Origin of the sequence: Rheinheimera sp. D18 (assembly GCF_004345025.1) — a bacterium.
In the GTDB taxonomy this organism is placed as follows: domain Bacteria; phylum Pseudomonadota; class Gammaproteobacteria; order Enterobacterales; family Alteromonadaceae; genus Alishewanella; species Alishewanella metallidurans.
The window spans coordinates 2,949,180-2,970,537 of record NZ_CP037745.1; the positions used below are offsets into that span (position 1 = coordinate 2,949,180).

The following is a 21,358-nucleotide window of genomic DNA, read 5'->3' on the forward strand; positions in this document are numbered from 1 at the left end:
TGTTCGATGTAATGAATGACCCTCGCCTCTATCATAATCTAGGAATTCACGCTAACATTGGACAATTTCTCCAGGAGCAGTTCAGGTATGAAAGCTAGATTTACAGGGCATGACACCTTTCCCTTACGCTATGGATGGTTGTTTAAAGCAATTAATCATTTGAATTCTAACGGTAAATTCTCAAGTACAGATGAAGAAAGTATTCGTCATTCAATAGTTGAGTTAGGCGTTGGTAAAAATATGGTGAAAGCAATTCAGTATTGGGCTGAATCAAGCAACATCATTGAAGCTGATCGTGTTGAAGGTACTTTTGTGCATACAGCTTCTGAGAATGGCAGTTATTTATTTGGTGACGGCTCTGGCGACTGCGGGCAAGATCCTTATCTAGAGTTACCGGGCTCTATCTGGCTACTTCACTTTTGGTTAAATTTTAATAGCGATCAACTCACGGCTTACCGATACTTTTTTAACTATTCAAATGTTCAGCACTTTGAAAAGTCAAAACTTGTAGATGATTGTTTTGAAGATGCAAAGCGATTAGTTAGGACTGAATTAGGAAATATATCAACTATAAAAAAAGACATTGACTGTTTTCTAAACTCTTACAGTAAAAAAGTGAAAGCAAGTACGGTAAAAAAAGCGACAAAAGTTGATGAGGATCATTTTACTTCTCCGCTAGCTGAGCTTAATTTAATTCAAGATAACGGTGGTGGCTTTTATATTAGTAATTTGAATGAACGTTCTGAACTTCCTGTTGAGATTTTTATTTTTGCCTTACTTGAGTTCTTCAAGGTCGAAACTAAAGAGTCTAATGTAAGTACTATCGACTTTGATTCCTTACTTACTAAGCCGTGTTCGCCTGGACGTATTTTTAGATTGTCAGAGTCAGGACTTGGTCAAAAGCTTGATGAGGTACAAGAGCTTACTAATAAAGAAATTTCATGGGTTGATTCTTTAGGTCTTAGACAAGTTAACATTTCTACTGAAGCAAAAGATAATGCAATCACATACTTAAATATTTATTACGGTAAATACAATGTCTAAATCTCTTATCGCTATTAATCAACGTTACAAAAGCTCTACACGTATTGATGCAGATAACAGTAACTTATTGCCATTTATTGATGACTTTATTCTGCACGGTACAGCTATAAACGTACTTGATACGATAAGCCGTGAATTTAATAGCAGCACTCAACGCGCTTACACTATTACTGGTCCTTATGGTTCAGGGAAATCAACTGTTGCTCTATTTTTATCTTGTTTACTGTCTACTGAAACAAAACAGCGTAAATATGCATTAAATAAACTACATGGTTCACAAGAAATCATCACGGCTTTTGACTCACAGTTTGGATTAAAAAATGGTTGGCAAACAATAAAGCACGTTTGCGGACTTGAAGCTCCAGCTAATAGCATTTTAATCAGTTTACTTACTGCATTTAATCATAGCTTTTCCGTTGACAAAATTGCTGGCTTTGATGATGCTGAATGTTTATCTCAAATTAAAACCCTACTTAATAAACAAAGTGATAAAGAAGACGGGGTTTTAATACTGCTCGATGAAATGGGTAAGGCGCTTGATTACCAGTCGCGGGCTAATAAAGACTTACATTTATTTCAATCACTTGCTGATATTGTACAACAAGCAAAACGCCCTGTTTTACTAATAGGTTTTTTGCATCAGGCCTTTTCTGATTATGCCAAAAATAAAGATCTCAAAACACAACAAGAATGGAGCAAAGTTCAAGGTCGTTACCGTGATTTAAGCTTTAATCCATCTATCGATGAGTCACTTATTTTAGTAGGTGATTCAATTTATCGTGCGCCAGAAATAACATCTGTAATAGAGTCTCAGCATAAAGATTTAATTGATGTTGTTAGCTCAGCGTTTGCTAATCAAAATAAAAATGTTGAGGCATTAAGTAAAACGCTACCTCTTGATCCTATTGTTAGTTTGTTACTAGGCCCAGTCTCTCGTCGTCGCTTTTCTCAGAATGAGCGTAGTTTATTCGGTTTTTTAGCTTCGCATGAAAAATACGGGTTTAGAGAGTTTTTAGATTCAAATTACGATGAATTAAATACAGCGTTAAACTTATACCGCCCGGAAATGTACTGGGACTATCTGCATCATAATTTACACCATTTAATTGTAACATCTCACGATAGTAAGGCTTGGCTAGAAGGTTCAGATGCTATTTACAGAGCTGAGCAAAGAGGCGGCGAGCTGCATATAGCTATTACAAAGCTGATCGCTCTACTAACTATTTTTGGTTTTCATCATCAACTCCATGCTAAGCGTGATTTTATTCATCAATATTTTATCTGCCGTGGTTTTAACCATGCAGAGATCAAAAGTGCTATTGCAGAATTAGAAGCTAACACTGTGATTATTTACCGTCAAAAACACGATGCCCTCTTTGTATTTCAGGGTAGTGACATTGATATAAATAATCTAATAAGTGAACAAATTGAAGTTATTAGTCATGGTGTTGATTGGACCGATGCTTGTGATGTAAGCCAAAATATTTTAGCAACTGCTCACTACCATCGAACTGGCACTATGCGCTGGGCAAACACTAAGCTACTCAGCAAACTTGATTCGCATGCTGTGGAAAGCTTGACTGAAATACCGAAGACTGGCGAAGCTTTTGCGTCCTTTATTTTAGCGACTAGTGCCTTTGTTGCTCAAAATATCAAACAGCAAGCACAACAATCGCCTTTTGTAATAATAGGTTTTATTGATGATTTTACTAATTTAAAGAACGCCGCTATTGAATTAATTGCGCTTAAGCAAATTCTCAGAGAAGAAAAAAAAATTACGCATGATTTAATTGCTAAAAATGAGCTAGACAGTCGCATTAAATTTACTCAATCACGAGTCGATGCTGAATTACAAGCTGCTTATAAAAACGCCTCTTGGACGTATCGTGGTAAAGAATTAGACTCCGCACCTTTAACAAAAGTAGCTTCGCTAATTGCTGATGAAGTTTTTAGTGAGTCACCTGCAGTAATAAATGAGTTAGTTAACCGCTCGAAACCTTCCGGTAGTGCTAACAGTGCGATTAGAAAACTAATGAACGCAATGTTTGAACATGGCGATAAAAAAGATCTTGGTTTCGATGACAATTCGTTTCCACCAGAAAAAGGTCTTTACCTGTCTTGCCTAAAGAGTAAAGGCTGGCATTGTGAAACACCCCAAGGTTATTTATTTCCAAGTAAATGGGGCATTGAAGCACAAAATGCTAACCCTAAAATGCACGCTTTATTTAAAAGTGGTTTTGAATTTATAAAAAACAATTCAGCTAAAAAGCACGTAACAATGGCTGAGCTATACGAAATGTGGATGTTACCTCCTTATGGGCTAACTTCAGGTCTTTGTCGTATTTATGGTTTGGCCCTTTTAAAGTCGCTTGAAGGACAAGTTGCATTTTATGATTGGGATTCAACTAATCAGTTTATTTTTATTCCAGAACTGGACGAAGAGCTCGTTAATAAAATATACAAACATCCAAATGAAGCTGGAGTAAGACATTTTGAGATTTCTGAAATACAGAGTCATTTACTCGATAACTTAGCGCGAGCTACTTTAGGTGAAGTAAAAAATGATCAAGCGATCTTGAATATTGCTAAGCATATTGTCGGCATAGTTCATAAACTGCCCACTTGGGTAAAGAAAACAAGCGGTGAAAGCTTTGTAGGCGATTATACGAATGGCTTAACTAAACAAGCTAGAGACTTTAGAAATAAAGTTATCGCAGCCAATGATCCTTATAAACTGATACTTGAAGACTTACCTGCTATTTTTGGATTTCAACAAGATGATCCTACACTTGAAGAAAAGCTTGGTCATCACTTAAAAACTGCGATTGAAGACTTAAGTGCTCAGCACGATATTTTATTGACTGGCTTCAAACAAATTATCACTAATATGTTGGGCGAAAACTTTAACAGCAATTTAAAAGAACGCTGTGACTTCGTTGAACAAGTAGCTAAACGTCCTAAAGTTAAAGATTTAGCTAAACGGCTTTCGCAATATATTGAAGGCAACACCCCGTTTGAACTTGTTATTAATATACTTACTGGTGTGCCAGAGCGAAATTGGACCGATAAACATTTACGTAATGGCCTTGATGAGCTGCAAAGCCTATGTATTCAATTTAGACGAATTGAGTCGTTTGGGAACATTCAAGCAAAAGGGACATCTAAACCTTTGGCTTTTATCACTACCGACAGCAAGGGAAACTATCAAGAATTTGGCAGTTATATTAAACATAATTTAGATAATGACCTTGATGTTAAAAACGCAGTAGATAACATCCAATCGACCATTTCTGAAATGTCGAAAGAGAAGCAGCTTGCCACTCTTACCAGCTTGTTAACTAATTTAATGGATAAAACTGAGACAGAGGTACTCGATGACTGAAAAGGTTAAACATGTATTAGGCCTTTCTGGCGGTAAAGACAGTAGTGCCCTAGCCTTATTTGTAAAGGAAACTTATCCTGACTTAGATGTTGAATACTTCTTTACTGATACCGGATATGAACTACCAGAAACTAATGAATTTATTGATAAGCTAGAAGAAAAGCTTGGTTATATCCATCGACTAAATGCGCGATCTTTAAATAACATTGAAGGTCGTGGTGAAAAAGACTTTGCACACTTACTGAAAGCGCATGGTAACTACCTTCCCTCGCAAAGAGATCGCTGGTGTACCGTTCAAATGAAACTGAAGCCTTTTGAGCAATGGCTGGATAGTTTTATAAAAGATGGTTACAAAATTAAAAACTATGTTGGTATTCGTGCTGATGAGCCTGAACGTACTGGCTACATGACTATCGAGAAACCTATTGAGTCGGTATTCCCGTTCAGGGTTCATGGAATTGTAAGAAGTGATATAGAAAATATATTACAGCGCAACGGTTTAGAGTTACCTGAGTACTATAAATGGCGTTCACGCTCTGGGTGTACATTCTGTTTCTATCAGAGAAAAATAGAATGGGTTAAGCTAATGGAAAAACACCCTGACTTATTTGAAGAAGCTAAAGCTTTCGAAAAAGGCGATGACAATAATACGACTGTGGGTGAACGCTTTTATTGGATGGGGCAAGGCCAACCGCTCGAAACCTTAGAGGATCCCGAAGTACAAAAACGTATCATTGAGAACCACGAAAAAAAAGTGGAGCGCTTTAATAAAAAGAAGCGACGTAATGCATTACTAGGTGATTTTGAAGGTTATTGTGAATTTAATGAGCTTGATGATATTTATGATGAGGCTGAAGGCGGCGGTGCTTGTATAACTTGCTACAAATAAAGAATGCGGCTAATTAGCCGCTTTTTTTATTGCCGAAACCAAATAATTAATATTTTCATAAGTTATATCATTAGTGAAACTAATACGGAAAGTCTGTTCAGCTTGCTCGCGGGTTAAACCTAAAGCCGTTAAAACATGCGAGGCTTCAATATCTTTTGAAGAACAAGCAGATCCCTGTGCTAAACAGAGCCTTTGTTCATTATCCCTAATTAATAAGCTTGCATTTGTATCGGGTAAAGTTAAGGAAATAATGTGCGGCAAAACGTCCCTATTACCGTTCACTTTAAAGTTAATCTTAGAAGCTTTCAGTTGTTCCAATAAATAACTTCGTATATTGCTTTTCGACAATGTTTGGTAATGCCGAGGAAAAGCATCTATAGCAGTACCGAACCCAAGGATTAGGGGAGCTGCTATTGTACCTCCTCTAACTCCTTGCTCTTGACCTGCACCATGTATCACAGGCGTGATGTCGCGCTTACGAAGATCTCGAATATAAACTGCGCCAATTCCTTTTGGGCCGCCAATTTTATGAGCAGAGAATGACATCATATCTACATTCATTTCATCAACATCAATTGATATCTTACAAAAGCTTTGCGCTACATCACTATGAAATAGTACTCCTCTTTTAAAACATATTTCACCAATTTCTGCGATAGGATTAACTGTACCTAGCTCATTATTGACATGCATAACAGAAACTAAAATCGTATCTTCTCTTATTACTTTCTCGACACTTCTCGATTCAATGATTCCTTGGGTATTAGGCATAACAATTGAAATATCATAACCACTGCCCTTTAAGTAATCACAAATTGCAAAAATACACTTATGCTCAGTAGCACCAATAACAATATGCTTTTTATTTGATGCCATTAGACTTGATGGTAGGAGACTTTTAAATGCAATGTTATTTGACTCTGTGGCACCACTAGTAAAGACAATCTCACTAGGATAAGCACCTATCTCATCAGCCAATTTTTCACGTACCTTATCAATACTTTTTAATACTTGCTCACCTAGCAAGTGGCTAGAAGAAGAGTTAGCATAGTAAAGCTCAAAAGCTTCTATTAATGATGCTTTAACCTCTGGTAGAACAGGATATGAAGCAGCTGAATCTAGATAAATCATTAAAATACACCTCTACTTTACTTTCAGAAGAATAGCATTTATGCGCGAAAAACGTAAGGTTTTAGCACACCATCCAAATCTGATAATAAATTTCCTAAACTGCAATAAACACTTATACGTTGGTAATTTAATGGTTATAGATAATCAGTACTTTTTATTAATTCCTTCTCACAGCGCTAATTTTAATACTTGTTTCTATTGCGGCTGTATTGCGAGCGATCACGATTATGCGCCGCCTTTGCAGTATCTTGAGTTTTATCTGGCAACTAAAGAACCGTCTGAGTTTTTAAAAATACCAAGTTGTAACGAGTGTTATGAGCATTTAAAAATGTGTAAAGCGGGCTCGCTTGATGAGCGCAAAGACTTTGCTAAAAAAAGGCTGGCGAAAAAATACGATAAAGCCCTTACTATTTATGAAATGTGGTCAAAAGAAGAATTAGACGGTTTAGATTTTAGTTTGCGCCACAGTATTGCCGCAGGTTTGCAACTTGGTGAAGAGGCCACCAACCGCTTATTGTTTCCGGGTTTTAAGTTTGAAGCCGCGGGGCTAGAGCACCAAGTAAATTATGGGCCAGCACAGCATTTTGATGTGTTCGGCGAGCAATTTACCACATTTAGAGATGCACTAGACTTTGCCAGTAAAGCGTATCGAATTTCTAAAAACACCCTTAAAGAATATTTTGCTGACCACGATAATAGCTTTGAAAAAGCGATTATCGCCATCCATAAGGAAGTAGCTGATAAAGCGTTTCAAAAGCAATTAAAAACGCGTTGTAACCAATTTGCCAAACAGCATAAGCAAGCAGTTATTTTTGTGCACAAACAAGTAGACCGCTATTTAAGTGAAGACGAAGATATGACAATAGATGAAGCGTTAACGCTGCTGTATGAAACCAGGGTTAAACCAAGCTTAACCCGTTAACTTCTTTACTACCCTTTATTATGTCTAGCGTTAACCGTGCAAAGGAGTACCGGCTTTCGCCGTTAACGTTGTCTTGTCAAAGATTGCCTATGTCGTTTTCAATATCGCTCACTTTTCTTTAACTTTAAAGCGAGCAACATCATCTTTGCATTTCATGGTAATAACTCTCAGTTGTTATAATGTTATTCCTATCTATAAGAATAGTTTAACTACCACGACAATAATTAACCAATATCGATGATTAGTGCGTTTGAAGCTAATGCTAAGCATATATTAACCGCAAGTGGTGAATATTATTGTAAAATCAGAAATTTTAAATATAATCACCGTTTACGATGAATAATAGAGAATCTTTATGGCTAATAAAGTAATTGCGTCGGAAATGCCTACTTCTCCATTTATTGATAATGCTGAGGTGTTAGGCAAACTAATCAAAGCGAAAAGAACAGGGGTAGGCCTAAAACTGGCTGATTGTGCTGCATTATGTGGGATCGGTATCAATACATTATCCCGTATTGAAAATGGCAATGCTAATTGCACTTTGTCTGCTGTTTTTTCAGTACTCAATGGCTTAGGGATCAAACTCATTACCAATGAGTTATTAGATCCACAAGACTCCTCTTTAAACGATGAGTGGATTTAAAAGCTATGAATACTAAAGTTAAACTCGAATCAGCATATTCTTTAGATGTTAATTATGCTGATACATTAATAGGCACACTGTTTCTAGATAAAACCACCAACTTATTAAAGTTAAAATATAATGAGTATTGGCAAAAAAATGGCTTTGCAATATCACCTAGTCTCTCTTTAGATAACTTGCATTTGCCCGAAGTAGCATATAACTACTTTGACAACGCATTACCCGAAGGCCAAGCAAGAACCTTGCTAGCTGAAAACTTAGGCGTATCCGAAAAAAATGTTTATTCACAAGTACGAGAGCTAGGGAATGATCTTGCTGGGGCCATAACATTTAGAAAATTATCACCTCCAAATAACCAACTCAGTACAAACTCTCAAGCTATATTCAGGCATCTAGAACCCGAAGAGTTAGAAACGCGCTTAGATCATAAAGAAGAGCTTGGATTACTTATTTGGGACGACAAACCGCGACTAAGTGTTGCAGGCGTTCAAGATAAGCTAAACGTGTTTATTGACGACCAAAATAACATAGGGTTTGGGGATGGCTTATTATGCTCAACCCATATCATTAAATTTGAAAAAAAAAGTTGCCCAAACCTAGTTCTAAATGAATACTTTTGTATGAGATTATCGGCAGCCGCAAAGTTACCTACAGCAGACGTTAAATTTGTTAGGTTTGGAAAACATCCTGCTCTCCTCGTCACTCGATTTGATCGTAAATATGTAAGTAATATAAATAGAGTTATGCGCCGGCATGTTATTGATGGCTGCCAAGCATTAAATTTACCTAGGGACTATAAATATGAGCGAAACTTAGGCGACGGGCGTGACGTAAAGCATATACGAGACGGTGCAAATTTAGAGAGTCTATTCGCATTTTGTAAAACAATGAGTGCTCCAGCTCAAAGCACCCAAATACTTATCAACTGGCAGTTGTTCAACTTAATGATCAACAACTACGATAGCCATGGTAAAAACATATCAATATTTTTTGATAAAAACACCAGTAAATTTACCCCAAGCTACGATCTCGTTAATGTAGCGATGTTTAATCAATTTAAACACGTATTAGCCATGGCAATGGGCGATGAGTTTGAACCAAACGATATAAATGCTTATCAACTAGCTGATTTCGCAGAAACTTGCGGCATCAACAAAAAACTCTTAACACGTTTATTAATAAACTTAGCTGATATAGTTATTGATTTACTTACCAGTAAGCAGTTAATCAACGCCATGAAAGACGACACACTTATCACACTTAAAGATATTGAATATCTCAATAAAGTAAGTGATAACATTTTAGCTAGAACAAGGCACTTACGCTCACAAGCCACTGATATTACAAAAATAAATATTTAAGTAGTGATCTAATTTAAGCGTAATTCTACCGCTAACTTCCATTAAAAATGAGGGGGACTACCGCGGGGCTAGAGCACAGGGTAAGTTATCAGCCAACACAGCATTTTGATATGTTCGGCGTTTTTTTGCTGGCGGGCAAGTAATAGCGGCAGTATTTGTTAATATGGCTGCGTTGAGCCTAATCATATTAAGTAATGCCAAATGAATGCGCCTTTTAAACTGCGGCCTTACCAACAGGAAGCCGTTGATGCCACGGTAAAGCACTTTCGTAAATCAGATGAGTCTGCGGTAATAGTGTTGCCGACCGGTGCCGGTAAAAGTTTAGTTATTGCCGAACTGGCGCGTCTTGCACGGCGTAAAATTCTGGTACTGGCTCACGTAAAAGAGCTGGTTGAGCAGAATCATGCTAAATACCAAAGTTATGGCTTAGTGGGGGGTATTTTCTCTGCGGGGTTAAACCGTAAAGAACACCGTTATCAGGTGACGTTTGCTAGCGTGCAGTCTGTGTCGGCAAGTTTAGCGCAGTTTAAAGATGAATACTCTTTAGTTATTATTGATGAGTGTCATCGAGTCAGTGACGATGAGACCAGCCAGTATCAGCGTATTATTGCACAGCTGCGCCAGCAAAATGTCGGCCTTAAAGTGCTGGGGCTTACCGCCACACCTTATCGCTTAGGCACGGGTTGGATCTACCGTTATCATTATCGTGGCTTTGTGCGCAGCTGCCATAGCCAAAGTGACGAGCAGAACAAACCTTTTGTGCACTGTATTAATGAGCTGTCTCTGATTTATATGATTAATAAAGGCTATTTAACTAAGCCTAAGTTAATTGACGCCGCGGTGGCGCAATATGATTTCTCAGCGCTAACGCAAAACCGCTTTGGCGAGTACGCTGACAAGGACGTGAACCAGCTGTTAAGCAAGCACCCACGTGTTACCCAAGCCATTATTGAGCAAGTGACAGAGCTAGCCGTTAAACGCCAAGCAGTGATGATTTTTGCCGCAACAGTAGATCATGCTAAGGAGATCATCGGCTATTTGCCACCAGAACACACCGCATTAATTACCGGCGCCACTGAGCAGCGTGAGCGGGATAAGCTGATCCAGCGCTTTAAACAGCGCCAGTTAAAGTATTTAGTTAATGTGTCTGTACTTACAACGGGGTTTGATGCGCCCCATGTCGATTTTATTGCTATTTTGCGCCCTACTCAGTCAGTGAGTTTGTATCAGCAAATTGTAGGCCGTGGTTTACGTTTAAGCGAAGGCAAACAAAACTGCCTAGTTATTGATTATGCGGGGAATAATATTAATTTATATCATCCTGAGGTGGGTGAAAAAAAACCAAACGCCGACACTGAGCCGGTGCAGGTATTATGCCCAGGCTGTGGCTTTGCCAATATATTTTGGGGCAAAACAAACGGTAACGGCCAAGTAATTGAACACTATGGCCGCCGTTGTCAGGGGCTATTAGAAACTGATGAAGATAACGAGCTTACAGCGTCTAACCCGCGCCCTGAGCAATGCGATTACCGCTTTCGTTTTAAAGCATGCCCGCACTGCGGCAGCGAGAATGATATTGCCGCGCGTAATTGCCATCAGTGTAAAAACGCCATTATTGACCCCGATGACCAGCTACGTGATGCACTAAAACTAAAAGACGCTATGGTAATTCGCTGTGCTGGCATTAGTTTAAATACCGAAGCTACGATAGATAACACGCTTAGCAACCATAAAAGTAGGTTAAAAATTACCTATCACGGTGAAGACGGCGAAGAACTTAGCGAGTGGTTTGATTTCAGTAAACCGGCACAGCGTAATATCTTCAATAAGTTATTTGGTCGGCGCTTAGCCAATAGCCAAGTACCACAAGAATTCAGCCAACTGGAACAAGTACTAGCAATAAAAACCTTATTGCCAGTACCTGATTTCGTTATTGCCCGCAAAAAGAAGCGTTATTGGCAGGTACAAGAACGAATTTTTGATTATCAAGGTATCTATCGTAAAGCGGATAAGACGTGAAATTTCTCTATAGACGCGGGGAAGCCCACTAGCAGTTAGTGCCGCGTTAAAGGTTAGCCGCAGTAAAAAGTTCAGTGAATGTACTCTGGATGAATTATCCCACTTAGCAGCCAAAGCCATGTTGCCAGAAAAGGTGGTGTTAGATACGGCCAAGCAAACTGTTGCGGGCTGCCGTGAAGTATGACCGAAAGAAAAAGCCCATTTGGCGCTTACCAAATCTATGATTGACGCAATCGACAAACACTTGCGTGTCATACCGCTGCGCTGATTGGCAAGTTGCTGGGGGCATACGTCAGTTTCAACAAATAGGTGGTGTATCTGTTTTGGTATGGCGAGCACCCAAATGATCGGTACCAGAGACAATGGTCACTTCTCTAGGCACTGTTCTTCCATTCAAAAAATATACGCTTTAACGTATATTGACAGTTATTACTCTTTAGCGTAAATTTAAGAAATTAACGGTTTACCGTATAAGGTTTGCCATTGTTCTAGTTTAACAGGAGTGCGTTGCATGAACATCACCCGTCCAGAACAACTTAGCAATCTGATTAAAACATATCGTAAAGACCAAAACATCACACAAACTGAGATAGCAAAGCAGGTGGGGCTGCGTGTGGCCACTATTTCTGACTTTGAGAACAAGCCGGAGTCATGCAAACTCGCGACTTTTTTTAAAATTTTAGCGGCTTTGCAGCTTCAGATTGACATCACACCACGCGAAAAAACAACGTCTACTAATCCGAGCGAATGGCATGAGGGTTGGTGATTTATGAAAACGCTAGATATCTATGTGGACTTCCCAGACGTTGCATCGACCGATTGAACTAAAAGCACAGAAAAGACTTGCTAGTAAAATCTGGGAGGTCTAGATCAGCCCAGCCTCGGCTTGGACGCAAGAACAATGTGTTAGTTAACTGACTACTAAAAATCCCAGCTTTATAATTGGCGTTCTTCAGCCAAGGAAAAATCTACCACCAGTGAAATTGCTCGTTAACACTTTCAGGAAATTAGGCTTCCCATTCAATAAATTAATCTACAGCGCTTAAAAAAATGAAAATAACCAATAAAAACCATCTGAAAATTCAATTTTGTGGTGATATTTCTCTATGAATGAAATAAACTATATTTTGCGTTATTAATTTTTTTATAAAAGATGTTTTGAGGCATTAATATGTCAAAAAATAAAATAGCATCATTGCCTGAGCTCGTTCAAGAGCGCAACAGGCTTCAGCAGCTAATGGTACATTTGGACGAAAGCATACAGGCAAAGCTGCTGCAGTCAGCAATGGATGGCTATCGGCCGGTCAGCATCGAGACTGTGCAATCAAGCATAGAGGCGCACAGGGGTGATCTTTCTACCTCTGAACTAGTAGCTTTTGCCGGCGTATCGATGCAAACCTATTACAACGCGATACAGCGGGTAGATGTGGTATCTGTAGGCAAGCTCAACAGTCTGATCGGTGCTGTGGGTTTGCAGCTTTTTATCGGCAAGCGTCAGGGTAATAAATAATGAACGCTACAACACGGATCGGTTTTGTGTATTGCAATGATAACTTGGCAGGGACTATCACTGAGTATTCGGTTCAAGCAGGTTACGAATATGAATTTCGTTATGATACGACTTACTTACAAAGCGGGCTTGCCAAGATTGGTACCAACCTCCCACTGACTGACGCACCATTGCGCAAAAACCATCTTCCGACATTTTTCACCAATTTAATGAGCGAGGGGTGGATAAAACGTCACCAAGCGCAGCTGGCCAGACTCGATGTAGATGATAAGTTTGGCCTTCTGCTAGCGCACGGCGCAGAGCTTATAGGACCAGTGAAGATACTTCCGAGTCTACTTAAAGATGAAGAAGCCGACCATATACCTGAGCGACCACAGAAGAACCTAAAAGGCTTCACCATCGACTTTGCCAGAGATGAATTTAATGAAGTGGCCATCAGATCATTCGGCAGAGCGTCCATTTCAGGTGTTCAGCCTAAAATGTTTCTCACTCATAAAGCTGGTGCTAGGAAAACATTGACAGCAAGCGTCGGTATGGGTCCATACATCGTGAAACCATCTCCAAGAGATTTGCCCCATTTAGCGGTCAATGAATTTATCATTATGCGGCTATGCCAGTTGGTTGGTTTCAATGTAGCAGATCATGCCCTTGTGCCTTTCTCCTGTGGTGAACAGGCCTACGTGACTGGTCGGTTTGATTTAGACACCGCCGGCAGAAGCTTCGGATTCATCGAAGATTTGGCCTCTGTCATGGATGTTGCGCCCGGGAATAAAAGTAGCGAGGCATTATCCTACGAACACGCATTGAAAGTTGCCCATGCAAGCTGCGGTTACCACGCTCAAGTGCTTCGGGATGGTTTTTTGCAGGTGCTCATGGCGTACCTGGTTGGGAATAACGATTTACACATGAAAAACTTGAGCCTGGTCAGACCGCTCGATAGTGATACTGCGACCGGATTTTCAAAAGTCTATGACATGGTATCAGTAGCGTCATACAAAGAGTACGACGGGACAGAGTTGAGTATCTGGCTCACGGAAAGTGAAGTAAAAGACGCCAAAAGCACCAGTTCATACGACAACTACGGCTATTACACTGAACATGATTTTGTGGCGTTTGCAGCCCAACTGGGGCTGGACCAAAAGATCTCAAAGAAACTGATCCATTCTTTGGTTAAAAAGGTGTCGCAAAATTTGGACAAGGCATTTGATAGTGTACTAGGTTTTGACGAACTTAAGCTCGTCATGCTCAAACGCATTCAAGCGCGAATGGCAACCATGTCACGCCCTTGGCTGTAATGTGGCAGCTGACGTTTAAATTGATCGTATTTCCGGACAGTAAATTAGATATCTCCTCAGCTTTTGCAGGTGTATTACTGTGGTTTGGGTAATTAAACACCTCTCTTAACGTGGTAATCTTACCATTTAAATTGGTGTCCGGTTTTATTAGACCACTACAAGTTAAACGTTACCTTAGTGAAGATGAAGAGATTACAATTAACGAGGCTTTAGAAAGGCTTTATGAAGAGCGAGTTACACCCGCTTTGATGCGTTAGTATTAGATTGACACCAATTAATAACAATTTATATCTAATCATGTCTCTGACTTTGCCACGTTTAACGAGCAGGAGTCAGATTGGAGCTTTGTCTTAGCCATGTAGAAATAGCATGGTCACAACATGGTCACCGTTTGGTCACGGCGCATAAAAAAAGGCCTTACTTTTCAGCTAAGGCCTTGATTTATATGGCGCACCCGCCGCGATTCGAACGCGGGACCCCTGCCTTCGGAGGACAATCAAAACCACACAAAAATAATTAAAAATCTTATTTATCATACAGATATAGTTATCAAAATAAAATTAAACCCTTAAAATAACACCATTTTGGCACATTTGGGCACATTTTTGGGCACAAATAAATGTCAATCCAAGCGTCGAAATTGACCCTTTCCCCGACAAAAATTTATAATCAATAAAAAACATCTGAGTTTTCATGTCGAAAATTATCGACAGTTTTTAAGCTAATCTGATCTAAATTGCTAACTCTAGCGATTCAATTTTTGTCTTTAGGTAAGGCATAAATTTTAAAATCATCATGAAGTTTGCTCCAGTGCGCTTTTAACCCAGCTTTATGCTCATTATTCATTGGCAGTGATTCAAGTGCTGTAGGCCAAAGCGCTCTTGCTTTAGTCAATGTATCTTCCAGATGGGGTTTAATTGCCCGCCAAGGAATACCTGATTTATCTGACCAAGCTTGAAAATGCATAAATGATGCGTCATACCACTCCTTAGTTTTGCCAAAATTAAGTGCAAACTGAGTTTCATTTTCGATATACACGCTGGTTGTTACAATATCATAAGCTGGTGATAGTCGCGGTGTGATCTTGTCTGGATACAAAAAGCTCCAATTCTTGAGGTGTGCATCGCCATTGGCCAAAAGTATATTCACCAATAATCGCCTTGCGAACTGCTGAGCATCAGCAAGTGCATCACCAGAAAAGCCATAAATGACTTTACCGATAATTTCATAATTAGCTGATGTGTATTTTTCATGTGGATACTTCACTAAAATTTGTGCAAAATCTTCCATATGAATACGTTGGTTGTCTTTACGGTCAAATCGCCTGATGGCAAATGCCATCTCCTCATTAGGTAAATTGATTTGTGGCAGGTTATCGAGCTTATTAAGTTCAACTAACTTTATTTCTGGTATATCAATATCAACTAGCCCCGCAAGAGACATGGCTGTATATTCGTTAAGTGGTACAAATTTATGTCTGGTCGATGGCGTCTTAATAATCCAGTCTCCTAACTCATCGCCTTTGGTTAAATTGTAACGGCCATCTTTTTCTTTCATAGAAAATTTCATTTGAACGCCAGCCAACGAAAATTTATTGGCGTGGTTGACGCTATCAAATTTTATTGCTTTAGCATTGCCGTGTGTATTTAGTACATAGTTAGGGATGTCCTCAGGCTCCAGCGGCTTGGCCTCTATGGCACCGGGTAAATCCGCACCTAGATATGCAAGTATGTAAAACTCATTATCAACATGTACTTTAAGACCTTGTGCAATCAATTCACGTAAAGCACCTTCAGGAAGTAAGTTTGACAGGATAGGATGCAGACGCTGGTTCCGTGACCATGGCTCTGACATAAGTTTAATCGCATTTGGAAATTTTGGATGGGTAATTAAGCTAAATGTGGGTCGCTCTGGATTTTTTTTAAATCCATCTGCAATAGTCAATATGTTGCGTCCACTTTTATAACCCGCAAGGTAGCCTACAAGTTCACCATGCAGGGTAATCTTTAATACATTTACCCCTTTATTTGTATCAGTGCTCATTCATTTTCCCCCAGCAGTCCTTGCCATGGATCATCAGTTAAAAGCTTACTTTTCTCATTATCAGATGGAGATGCATCCATGGATGGAGTAGATCCTTCGCAAAGTAACGCTATCACGGCATTAAGCTTTTCATTTGGGATAAGTAATATTTCACTTTTAAGCCCTTTAGCTATTAGTTCAAGCGTATCAAGTCGCGGGTTGCCTTTCGATTCTAGTCTCTGATATTGCTGACGCGATATCCCTACTTGCAGCATCATATCGTGTTGTTTAAAACCTAATGTTATTCGGCGTTTTTTTATCTGTTCAAGTAATGATTGCATAATAAAAGTCTTCAATTTCAATCAGCCAATAAGAAACATATTAGTTGCTATTCGCCGTTATGGCAACATATGTGTTTCTTTCTGTTTTTTATCACTCTCCGCTAGCAATAAGCAATACATATGGCGCTATTTCTCTTTAGCTGGATAATTGACGCTATAATTAAAAACTAAACGATAATGGCGATTAAAAACTAAACAAGGCTGTAAAGTGGAGGCTGAATTGAGTTAATGCAGCTAATACGGGCTATCCTTATTCATTATTCTGACCTTGCAGCTGCTGCCTGCTCACTTTCTGTAAGAAGTGCGTCAGATTAAATCTGAGACTAATGCGTCTAAATTATTATTTTTATTAGCGTAACTTTAAGCCAACTTTAGGATTGCTGCCTAAAAACTTTTCAAACGCAAACAAACAATTACTTAACGGATAAATAGCGTCACTGTTATAAGCCATGTAGATTTCATCATCGCGTAAGCCAACAAAACACCCCTCCTTTACTGCTTGCTCGGTACTTTTAGCCGTTTGGAATTCCATCTTATCATCGAAGATAGCACTGAATTTTTTTAAATCAGAAACTATCTTCCAATCAAATATTTGTACTTTACTGCCCCCATTCTTTACCTCTGACGGAGTTCTGCGCAAGCCTGAACTTGTGCATTTTAAGTTTTCTCCTTCAATCTCTCCGTAGTTGATACAAATCCAGCCAGCATTAAGCTTATCAAAACTAAACATAGAAAAAGCGACATCACTACTTTCATAGTAACTAATTTGATAGGATGGGCTTGATAATGTATTACTGCACATGATAGCGCTAGTAAAGTTATTAGCTATATTACTTGTTATACGGTCTACGCAGCCGGCATGGGCTGGCGAGATAAATCCCCACCATACCGATACCGTTAATATTGCAAATGCAAGTTTAGAAGTCATCAGCTAACTTACTTTTTTTACGATAACCACTAGCTTCTTTTATTTTTTGTTTTTCTACTGCTTGAGCTTTGGTTTCATTATTACCTTGTGAACTGGCCTTGGCCTCTTGGGCAATTGCCGAGTACTCAGGTTTCCAACCCATACGAACCATTATAAACTTATTTTCGTCATCTACACATTCATCTAGCTTAACAATTCCTGATAACACTGCTGATGTATTACTACTTATTGTTTCTGCCGCTCTTTTAATTTCAACAGCTAAAGCTTCAGAATTACCCGCACCATCTGTTTTTTCAGTTTGTTCAGTTAATGAATCGATTAACTCGTCACTTTTGATTCCTTCTTCAAAAAACTTGGCTAGCTCTGATTTTGCACGAAGCTCAGCTTCATCTCTAGCTGTGCGAATTAAGCTACGTTTAGCGACTATAAATGTTGCTTCAGCATACATTGAGATAGATTGTAATTTACCATTTTCGTCAAACTTAGGTACAACGCCAGATATCGCTTCGCTTTCTGCGACCATAGCATCGCAAGCGTCGGCATATGCTGCACTAGATGCGGTCATAAGTGCAACTACTAGTATAATTTTACCATTCATCTTCATATTCTTTCTCCATTTTATTTTGCTTTTCGCTAATACGATTTTTCGTTTTATTTACGTCTGCTTTATTTTTATCAGCACCTTCTTTAACTGGGCTAGTTATAAGCTTTGAACTCAGTTGATGCGTAATAATATCTGCATAACTTTTTAAGCTGGGTTTTGGTACACGATGTCCTACCAAGCTAACAATGTCACTTATTACGATTTCAGATGTAGCAGGGTTAATGGCTTTAATACGAACACTGGCGCTTAGTTCACCACGAGTAATATTACGGTCACCTACTTGCCGTTCAGTGATATTCACGCTGTAATTTGTTATTTCAGTAATAATCAGTAAATCTGCCCCAACTTGGTTTCCTAGCCTAGATAACTCTTCAATAGGGCTATTACCTGACGCAATATAACCAAGCTCGTTATTAGCTAAATTAATAAACTCACGATCTAATAAATTAAATTTTTTGGAGTTTGACAAAGACCGCTCTAAATGTTGCTGAATTAAGATGGCAATATTCTTATGCGCAGAGCTTGAAAGGGTGGGCAACACTACAATATTTTGTTTTGATTTATCCAAGCCACTTTGATATCTGGCAAGCACTACTTTTAGTGTTGCTTCATAACCTTGACTTGTTTCTTCAACTTGTAAAATGCGATATTGGTGAATAACACCAGAAGTTTTACTGGTACTAGATTCATTAGTGCTTCGACTTTCTATAGCTAGAGCAGCTTCACTCCCCTTTGAATCACTTATTTCAAGCGTATCAACTTGGTTTGTTACCTCTGAACTAGATGCAAATGCTTCACCAAAAACTTGTGCAACAGCAGAGCGTAAACCGCTACGAACTGCATCATCATATTTTGTACCAGTACCTATAGTTTCCAATTCCATATATTGTATGCCACCTACATTAAGGCTGGATGATGGCTGTGTTTGCGCTTGCACTTCTTGTGCTTGATGCTGATTACTTTGTAAAGCGTGGCTAGGTTTCCAGCCCATACGCACTAAAATAAACTTTTGCTCTGTATCTACGCATTCATCTAACTTAACGACGCCACGTAAAACAGCTGAACTACTAGACGTAATATAATTAACCGTTTGGCGAATCTCTAAGGCTTGAGATTCTGTTATCCCCTCACCACTTGTTAACTCAGTATTTTTAACTAGCGCTTGATGTAATGTGCCTGTATGTATTTGCTCTTCAAAAAAAGCGCTTAAAAAAGATTTTGCTTGCATTTCAGCTTGGGTTCTTGCATTGCCGATAAGGCTAGGCTTAGCATTTATAAACGCGGCGTCTGCATAAATAGAAACGGAAACTAATTGGCCATTTTCAAACTTAGGAATAGCGCCACTAACAGCGTCCGCCTCTCTCATCATGTCATCACAAGCACTCTGCGCGTTAAGATGAAATGATACAATCGCAGCAAGAATAACCCCATAATTACACTTGTGTAGCCACCAACTAGTTACCGATTTCATTTATGATTCCTATAACATGTTCATTAATTCATCTTTGCCTTCAGGCTGTTTGATATCAGCAGCAGTAGCAATTTTGAAAAGAACAGGTGCTGTTTGTACCAAATTTGCACCACCCTTAGTTGCCGTTGGCACTGCTTTTAGTAAACCGATAAACTTGGTTTTTTTAAGCATTGGAGCATCAGCAGCAAGCTCGCCAAGACGCTTCCCATCCTTAAGCCCTGCTGCAAACATTATGCCGCCAGCCACATAATTTTTAAGTGCATCACCTGCTTTTTCTTTTTGAGCATCAGAAAGTGAATCTGCTTTCTTTTCAAGCTCCTGTACTACCTGAGCCTGTACTTTTGCATCTTTCTCGGTAACCTCAGAGAACTCTGAACATGTACTAGCACCACATTCACTAACGGTTTGTGCTGAAGCACGTAAACCCGCAGCTTCATCTTTTAATTCAAGAATATCTGCCAAGTCAGCAACAGCTTTGGACAGATTAGCTTGTCCTGTGTAGAGGTTCTTTAATGCCGCATCTGACTCGCCACTGATGCTATCCCAATTAACTGTGCTTTCCTTCTTTTTACCAAAACCAAAATTTTGGGCTGATACAGGAGCCACTAACGCTGCAACGGATAATGATAGTGCGGCAATACTAAGTAACTTTACAAATTTTTTAGACATATTTACATTCCTTTATGATGTTTTATTTAACGAACACTTTTTTGTTGAAGCGTTGAAATAACAATATCTAACGCATATTCAGCAGCTCTAATAACCGCCTCCTGCTCTGCTGCTAGTTCACTTTGATGCGTTGCTGTATGTGTTTTATTGCGCACTGATGCTACTCGACGCGCACGACCATCTTCAATATTCCATACTGAATAGGCAACATTAGCATCAACAGCTCGAAGCCCGGTTGCTGAGTCAGTTCTGTGACCACTTAATGTGACAGAACCAATACCAATATAAGACCAACTACACACTACTGCGGCATCACGAATAGACTTTTCCATCCGAGAGCTCATTGAAGCATTGCTGCGAAACTCGCCATAAACATCTTCAATAAAAGGGGCACCACAGTCGGTAAGTTCAACATATTCAAGTGGCGAGTATCCAGCACTCTCTAAGCGCTCACTTACTATGTCGGCTAAGGCAGCGTTATAATCTTCATTTACGCTATATTCTGTTTGGGCGCGTTTACTAACACTGCTACCGCCTGTTTCACGAACACTCATTTCACTGTTTGATGCACTATCAATAGATGAATTGTTGTCACTGGCATAATCTTCATCAAGGGTTGATTGTGTTTTAGTGCTCAGGACCTCAGTACGGCGCTCATCAAAACGTTTTTGTGATACAACAACTTTTGCAAGGAATAATGAGCCAAAATTTGAAGCTGCTTTATAATTTTGATTTGCTGCAGCAGAGTTACGCCGAAAAATGTCAGATACTAATGCATCATTAATTTCAGCACGAATTGCGATATTTAATACTTTCGCTTTTTTATCATTTTTTTCCGCTTCTACACGAACATTAGATATTAAATTTGGAAGTTCAGTTGTAAATTGACTCTTTAAGTTAGATTGATACATTGCCATTTGTGCTGAAGTAAAAGAAGCGGTATAACTTTTCCATGCATCAAGCTTAGCTAATTCAATCGCTTCTGGCTGTACATCTTTGTTAAACATAGAGTATTTTACAGAGCCCACACCACGAACCTCTTTTGCTTCAATAACTAGTGAAACAAACAACAAACATGTGATCAGCAAGGGGAGTATATTAAGCTTCATAGTATCTTCCTGTTATTA

General features: G+C 39.1%; 18 protein-coding genes and 1 pseudogene. 11 read left to right on the top strand and 8 right to left on the bottom strand.

The genetic code is table 11. The annotated features are described in order from the left end of the window. Positions 1-87 precede the first annotated feature (87 nt). The 3 genes from E0Z06_RS13770 to E0Z06_RS13780 are packed head-to-tail and all read left to right on the top strand — an operon-like array spanning position 88 to position 5,315. Positions 88-1,044, top strand: coding sequence for a DUF4007 family protein (locus E0Z06_RS13770; RefSeq protein ID WP_132585827.1), 957 nt, complete (start codon positions 88-90; stop codon positions 1,042-1,044). After that, complete coding sequence (locus E0Z06_RS13775; protein WP_132585830.1) at positions 1,037-4,426, top strand: hypothetical protein; 3,390 nt, start codon at positions 1,037-1,039, stop codon at positions 4,424-4,426. The genes E0Z06_RS13770 and E0Z06_RS13775 overlap by 8 nt, the downstream gene beginning before the upstream one ends. Then, complete coding sequence (locus tag E0Z06_RS13780) at positions 4,419-5,315, top strand: phosphoadenosine phosphosulfate reductase family protein (RefSeq protein WP_132585833.1); 897 nt, start codon at positions 4,419-4,421, stop codon at positions 5,313-5,315. Before E0Z06_RS13775 ends, E0Z06_RS13780 begins: the two co-directional genes overlap by 8 nt. Positions 5,316-5,324: 9 nt before the next feature. Here the strand turns inward: E0Z06_RS13780 and E0Z06_RS13785 are convergent, their stop codons facing one another. Next, positions 5,325-6,446 carry a cysteine desulfurase family protein gene (locus E0Z06_RS13785; protein ID WP_132585836.1) on the bottom strand — a complete coding sequence of 374 codons (1,122 nt, stop codon included), beginning with the start codon at positions 6,444-6,446 and terminating at the stop codon, positions 5,325-5,327. 130 nt (positions 6,447-6,576) lie between these two features. Here E0Z06_RS13785 and E0Z06_RS13790 point away from each other — a divergent pair, with 130 nt between their 5' ends. The 8 genes and pseudogenes from E0Z06_RS13790 (at position 6,577) to E0Z06_RS13825 (ending at position 14,196) form a co-directional block, all read left to right on the top strand. Further along, on the top strand, positions 6,577-7,368 hold the full coding sequence (locus tag E0Z06_RS13790) for a hypothetical protein (RefSeq protein WP_132585839.1): 792 nt from the start codon (positions 6,577-6,579) through the stop codon (positions 7,366-7,368). Positions 7,369-7,723: 355 nt separating this feature from the next. Continuing rightward, positions 7,724-8,011, top strand: coding sequence for a helix-turn-helix domain-containing protein (locus E0Z06_RS13795; RefSeq protein WP_132585842.1), 288 nt, complete (start codon positions 7,724-7,726; stop codon positions 8,009-8,011). A gap of 5 nt (positions 8,012-8,016) precedes the next feature. Continuing rightward, entirely contained in the window at positions 8,017-9,372 is a 1,356-nt protein-coding gene (locus E0Z06_RS13800) for a HipA domain-containing protein (protein ID WP_132585845.1), read from the top strand. Positions 9,373-9,573: 201 nt separating this feature from the next. Further along, positions 9,574-11,391, top strand: coding sequence for a DEAD/DEAH box helicase (locus E0Z06_RS13805; RefSeq protein ID WP_132585848.1), 1,818 nt, complete (start codon positions 9,574-9,576; stop codon positions 11,389-11,391). Positions 11,392-11,428: 37 nt separating this feature from the next. Further along, positions 11,429-11,659, top strand: a pseudogene (locus tag E0Z06_RS15810) (type II toxin-antitoxin system HipA family toxin); the annotation flags it as partial. Positions 11,660-11,902: 243 nt separating this feature from the next. Continuing rightward, entirely contained in the window at positions 11,903-12,157 is a 255-nt protein-coding gene (locus E0Z06_RS13815; protein WP_132585851.1) for a helix-turn-helix domain-containing protein, read from the top strand. 405 nt (positions 12,158-12,562) lie between these two features. Further along, entirely contained in the window at positions 12,563-12,901 is a 339-nt protein-coding gene (locus E0Z06_RS13820) for a hypothetical protein (RefSeq protein WP_132585854.1), read from the top strand. Further along, positions 12,901-14,196 carry a type II toxin-antitoxin system HipA family toxin gene (locus E0Z06_RS13825; RefSeq protein WP_132585857.1) on the top strand — a complete coding sequence of 432 codons (1,296 nt, stop codon included), beginning with the start codon at positions 12,901-12,903 and terminating at the stop codon, positions 14,194-14,196. The genes E0Z06_RS13820 and E0Z06_RS13825 overlap by 1 nt, the downstream gene beginning before the upstream one ends. A gap of 753 nt (positions 14,197-14,949) precedes the next feature. On the opposite strand, the gene E0Z06_RS13830 is transcribed toward E0Z06_RS13825, so the two are convergent. The 7 genes from E0Z06_RS13830 to E0Z06_RS13860 form a co-directional block, all read right to left on the bottom strand. Next, a complete protein-coding gene (locus tag E0Z06_RS13830; protein WP_132585860.1) occupies positions 14,950-16,239 on the bottom strand; it encodes a type II toxin-antitoxin system HipA family toxin in 1,290 nt (429 codons plus the stop codon). Beyond that, positions 16,236-16,559: a helix-turn-helix transcriptional regulator gene (locus E0Z06_RS13835; protein WP_132585863.1), complete on the bottom strand. Its 324-nt coding sequence runs from the start codon at positions 16,557-16,559 to the stop codon at positions 16,236-16,238. Before E0Z06_RS13835 ends, E0Z06_RS13830 begins: the two co-directional genes overlap by 4 nt. Before the next feature lie 349 nt (positions 16,560-16,908). Continuing rightward, complete coding sequence (locus E0Z06_RS13840) at positions 16,909-17,487, bottom strand: hypothetical protein (RefSeq protein WP_132585866.1); 579 nt, start codon at positions 17,485-17,487, stop codon at positions 16,909-16,911. Beyond that, the gene (locus E0Z06_RS13845; RefSeq protein ID WP_132585869.1) at positions 17,477-18,091 is read right to left on the bottom strand and encodes a hypothetical protein; all 615 of its coding nucleotides are present in this window, start codon (positions 18,089-18,091) and stop codon (positions 17,477-17,479) included. Before E0Z06_RS13845 ends, E0Z06_RS13840 begins: the two co-directional genes overlap by 11 nt. After that, positions 18,075-19,562, bottom strand: coding sequence for a CsgG/HfaB family protein (locus E0Z06_RS13850; protein WP_132585872.1), 1,488 nt, complete (start codon positions 19,560-19,562; stop codon positions 18,075-18,077). Before E0Z06_RS13850 ends, E0Z06_RS13845 begins: the two co-directional genes overlap by 17 nt. 9 nt (positions 19,563-19,571) lie before the next feature. Then, the gene (locus E0Z06_RS13855) at positions 19,572-20,231 is read right to left on the bottom strand and encodes a hypothetical protein (protein ID WP_132585875.1); all 660 of its coding nucleotides are present in this window, start codon (positions 20,229-20,231) and stop codon (positions 19,572-19,574) included. Positions 20,232-20,257: 26 nt separating this feature from the next. Beyond that, positions 20,258-21,340 (bottom strand): hypothetical protein, encoded by a 1,083-nt coding sequence (locus E0Z06_RS13860; RefSeq protein ID WP_132585878.1) that lies wholly within the window; start codon positions 21,338-21,340, stop codon positions 20,258-20,260. Positions 21,341-21,358: the final 18 nt, after the last annotated feature.

Excerpts from the sequence above, each read along its gene's own strand:
- E0Z06_RS13855 (WP_132585875.1), bottom strand. The coding sequence starts at position 20,231 with ATGTCTAAAAAATTTGTAAAGTTACTTAGTATTGCCGCACTATCATTA.
- E0Z06_RS13780 (WP_132585833.1), top strand. The coding sequence starts at position 4,419 with ATGACTGAAAAGGTTAAACATGTATTAGGCCTTTCTGGCGGTAAAGAC.
- E0Z06_RS13785 (WP_132585836.1), bottom strand. The coding sequence starts at position 6,446 with ATGATTTATCTAGATTCAGCTGCTTCATATCCTGTTCTACCAGAGGTT.
- E0Z06_RS13795 (WP_132585842.1), top strand. The coding sequence starts at position 7,724 with ATGGCTAATAAAGTAATTGCGTCGGAAATGCCTACTTCTCCATTTATT.
- E0Z06_RS13820 (WP_132585854.1), top strand. The coding sequence starts at position 12,563 with ATGTCAAAAAATAAAATAGCATCATTGCCTGAGCTCGTTCAAGAGCGC.
- E0Z06_RS13805 (WP_132585848.1), top strand. The coding sequence starts at position 9,574 with ATGAATGCGCCTTTTAAACTGCGGCCTTACCAACAGGAAGCCGTTGAT.
- E0Z06_RS13775 (WP_132585830.1), top strand. The coding sequence starts at position 1,037 with ATGTCTAAATCTCTTATCGCTATTAATCAACGTTACAAAAGCTCTACA.
- E0Z06_RS13770 (WP_132585827.1), top strand. The coding sequence starts at position 88 with ATGAAAGCTAGATTTACAGGGCATGACACCTTTCCCTTACGCTATGGA.
- E0Z06_RS13835 (WP_132585863.1), bottom strand. The coding sequence starts at position 16,559 with ATGCAATCATTACTTGAACAGATAAAAAAACGCCGAATAACATTAGGT.
- E0Z06_RS13790 (WP_132585839.1), top strand. The coding sequence starts at position 6,577 with ATGGTTATAGATAATCAGTACTTTTTATTAATTCCTTCTCACAGCGCT.
- E0Z06_RS13850 (WP_132585872.1), bottom strand. The coding sequence starts at position 19,562 with ATGAAATCGGTAACTAGTTGGTGGCTACACAAGTGTAATTATGGGGTT.
- E0Z06_RS13815 (WP_132585851.1), top strand. The coding sequence starts at position 11,903 with ATGAACATCACCCGTCCAGAACAACTTAGCAATCTGATTAAAACATAT.
- E0Z06_RS13830 (WP_132585860.1), bottom strand. The coding sequence starts at position 16,239 with ATGAGCACTGATACAAATAAAGGGGTAAATGTATTAAAGATTACCCTG.
- E0Z06_RS13825 (WP_132585857.1), top strand. The coding sequence starts at position 12,901 with ATGAACGCTACAACACGGATCGGTTTTGTGTATTGCAATGATAACTTG.
- E0Z06_RS13840 (WP_132585866.1), bottom strand. The coding sequence starts at position 17,487 with ATGACTTCTAAACTTGCATTTGCAATATTAACGGTATCGGTATGGTGG.
- E0Z06_RS13860 (WP_132585878.1), bottom strand. The coding sequence starts at position 21,340 with ATGAAGCTTAATATACTCCCCTTGCTGATCACATGTTTGTTGTTTGTT.
- E0Z06_RS13800 (WP_132585845.1), top strand. The coding sequence starts at position 8,017 with ATGAATACTAAAGTTAAACTCGAATCAGCATATTCTTTAGATGTTAAT.
- E0Z06_RS13845 (WP_132585869.1), bottom strand. The coding sequence starts at position 18,091 with ATGAAGATGAATGGTAAAATTATACTAGTAGTTGCACTTATGACCGCA.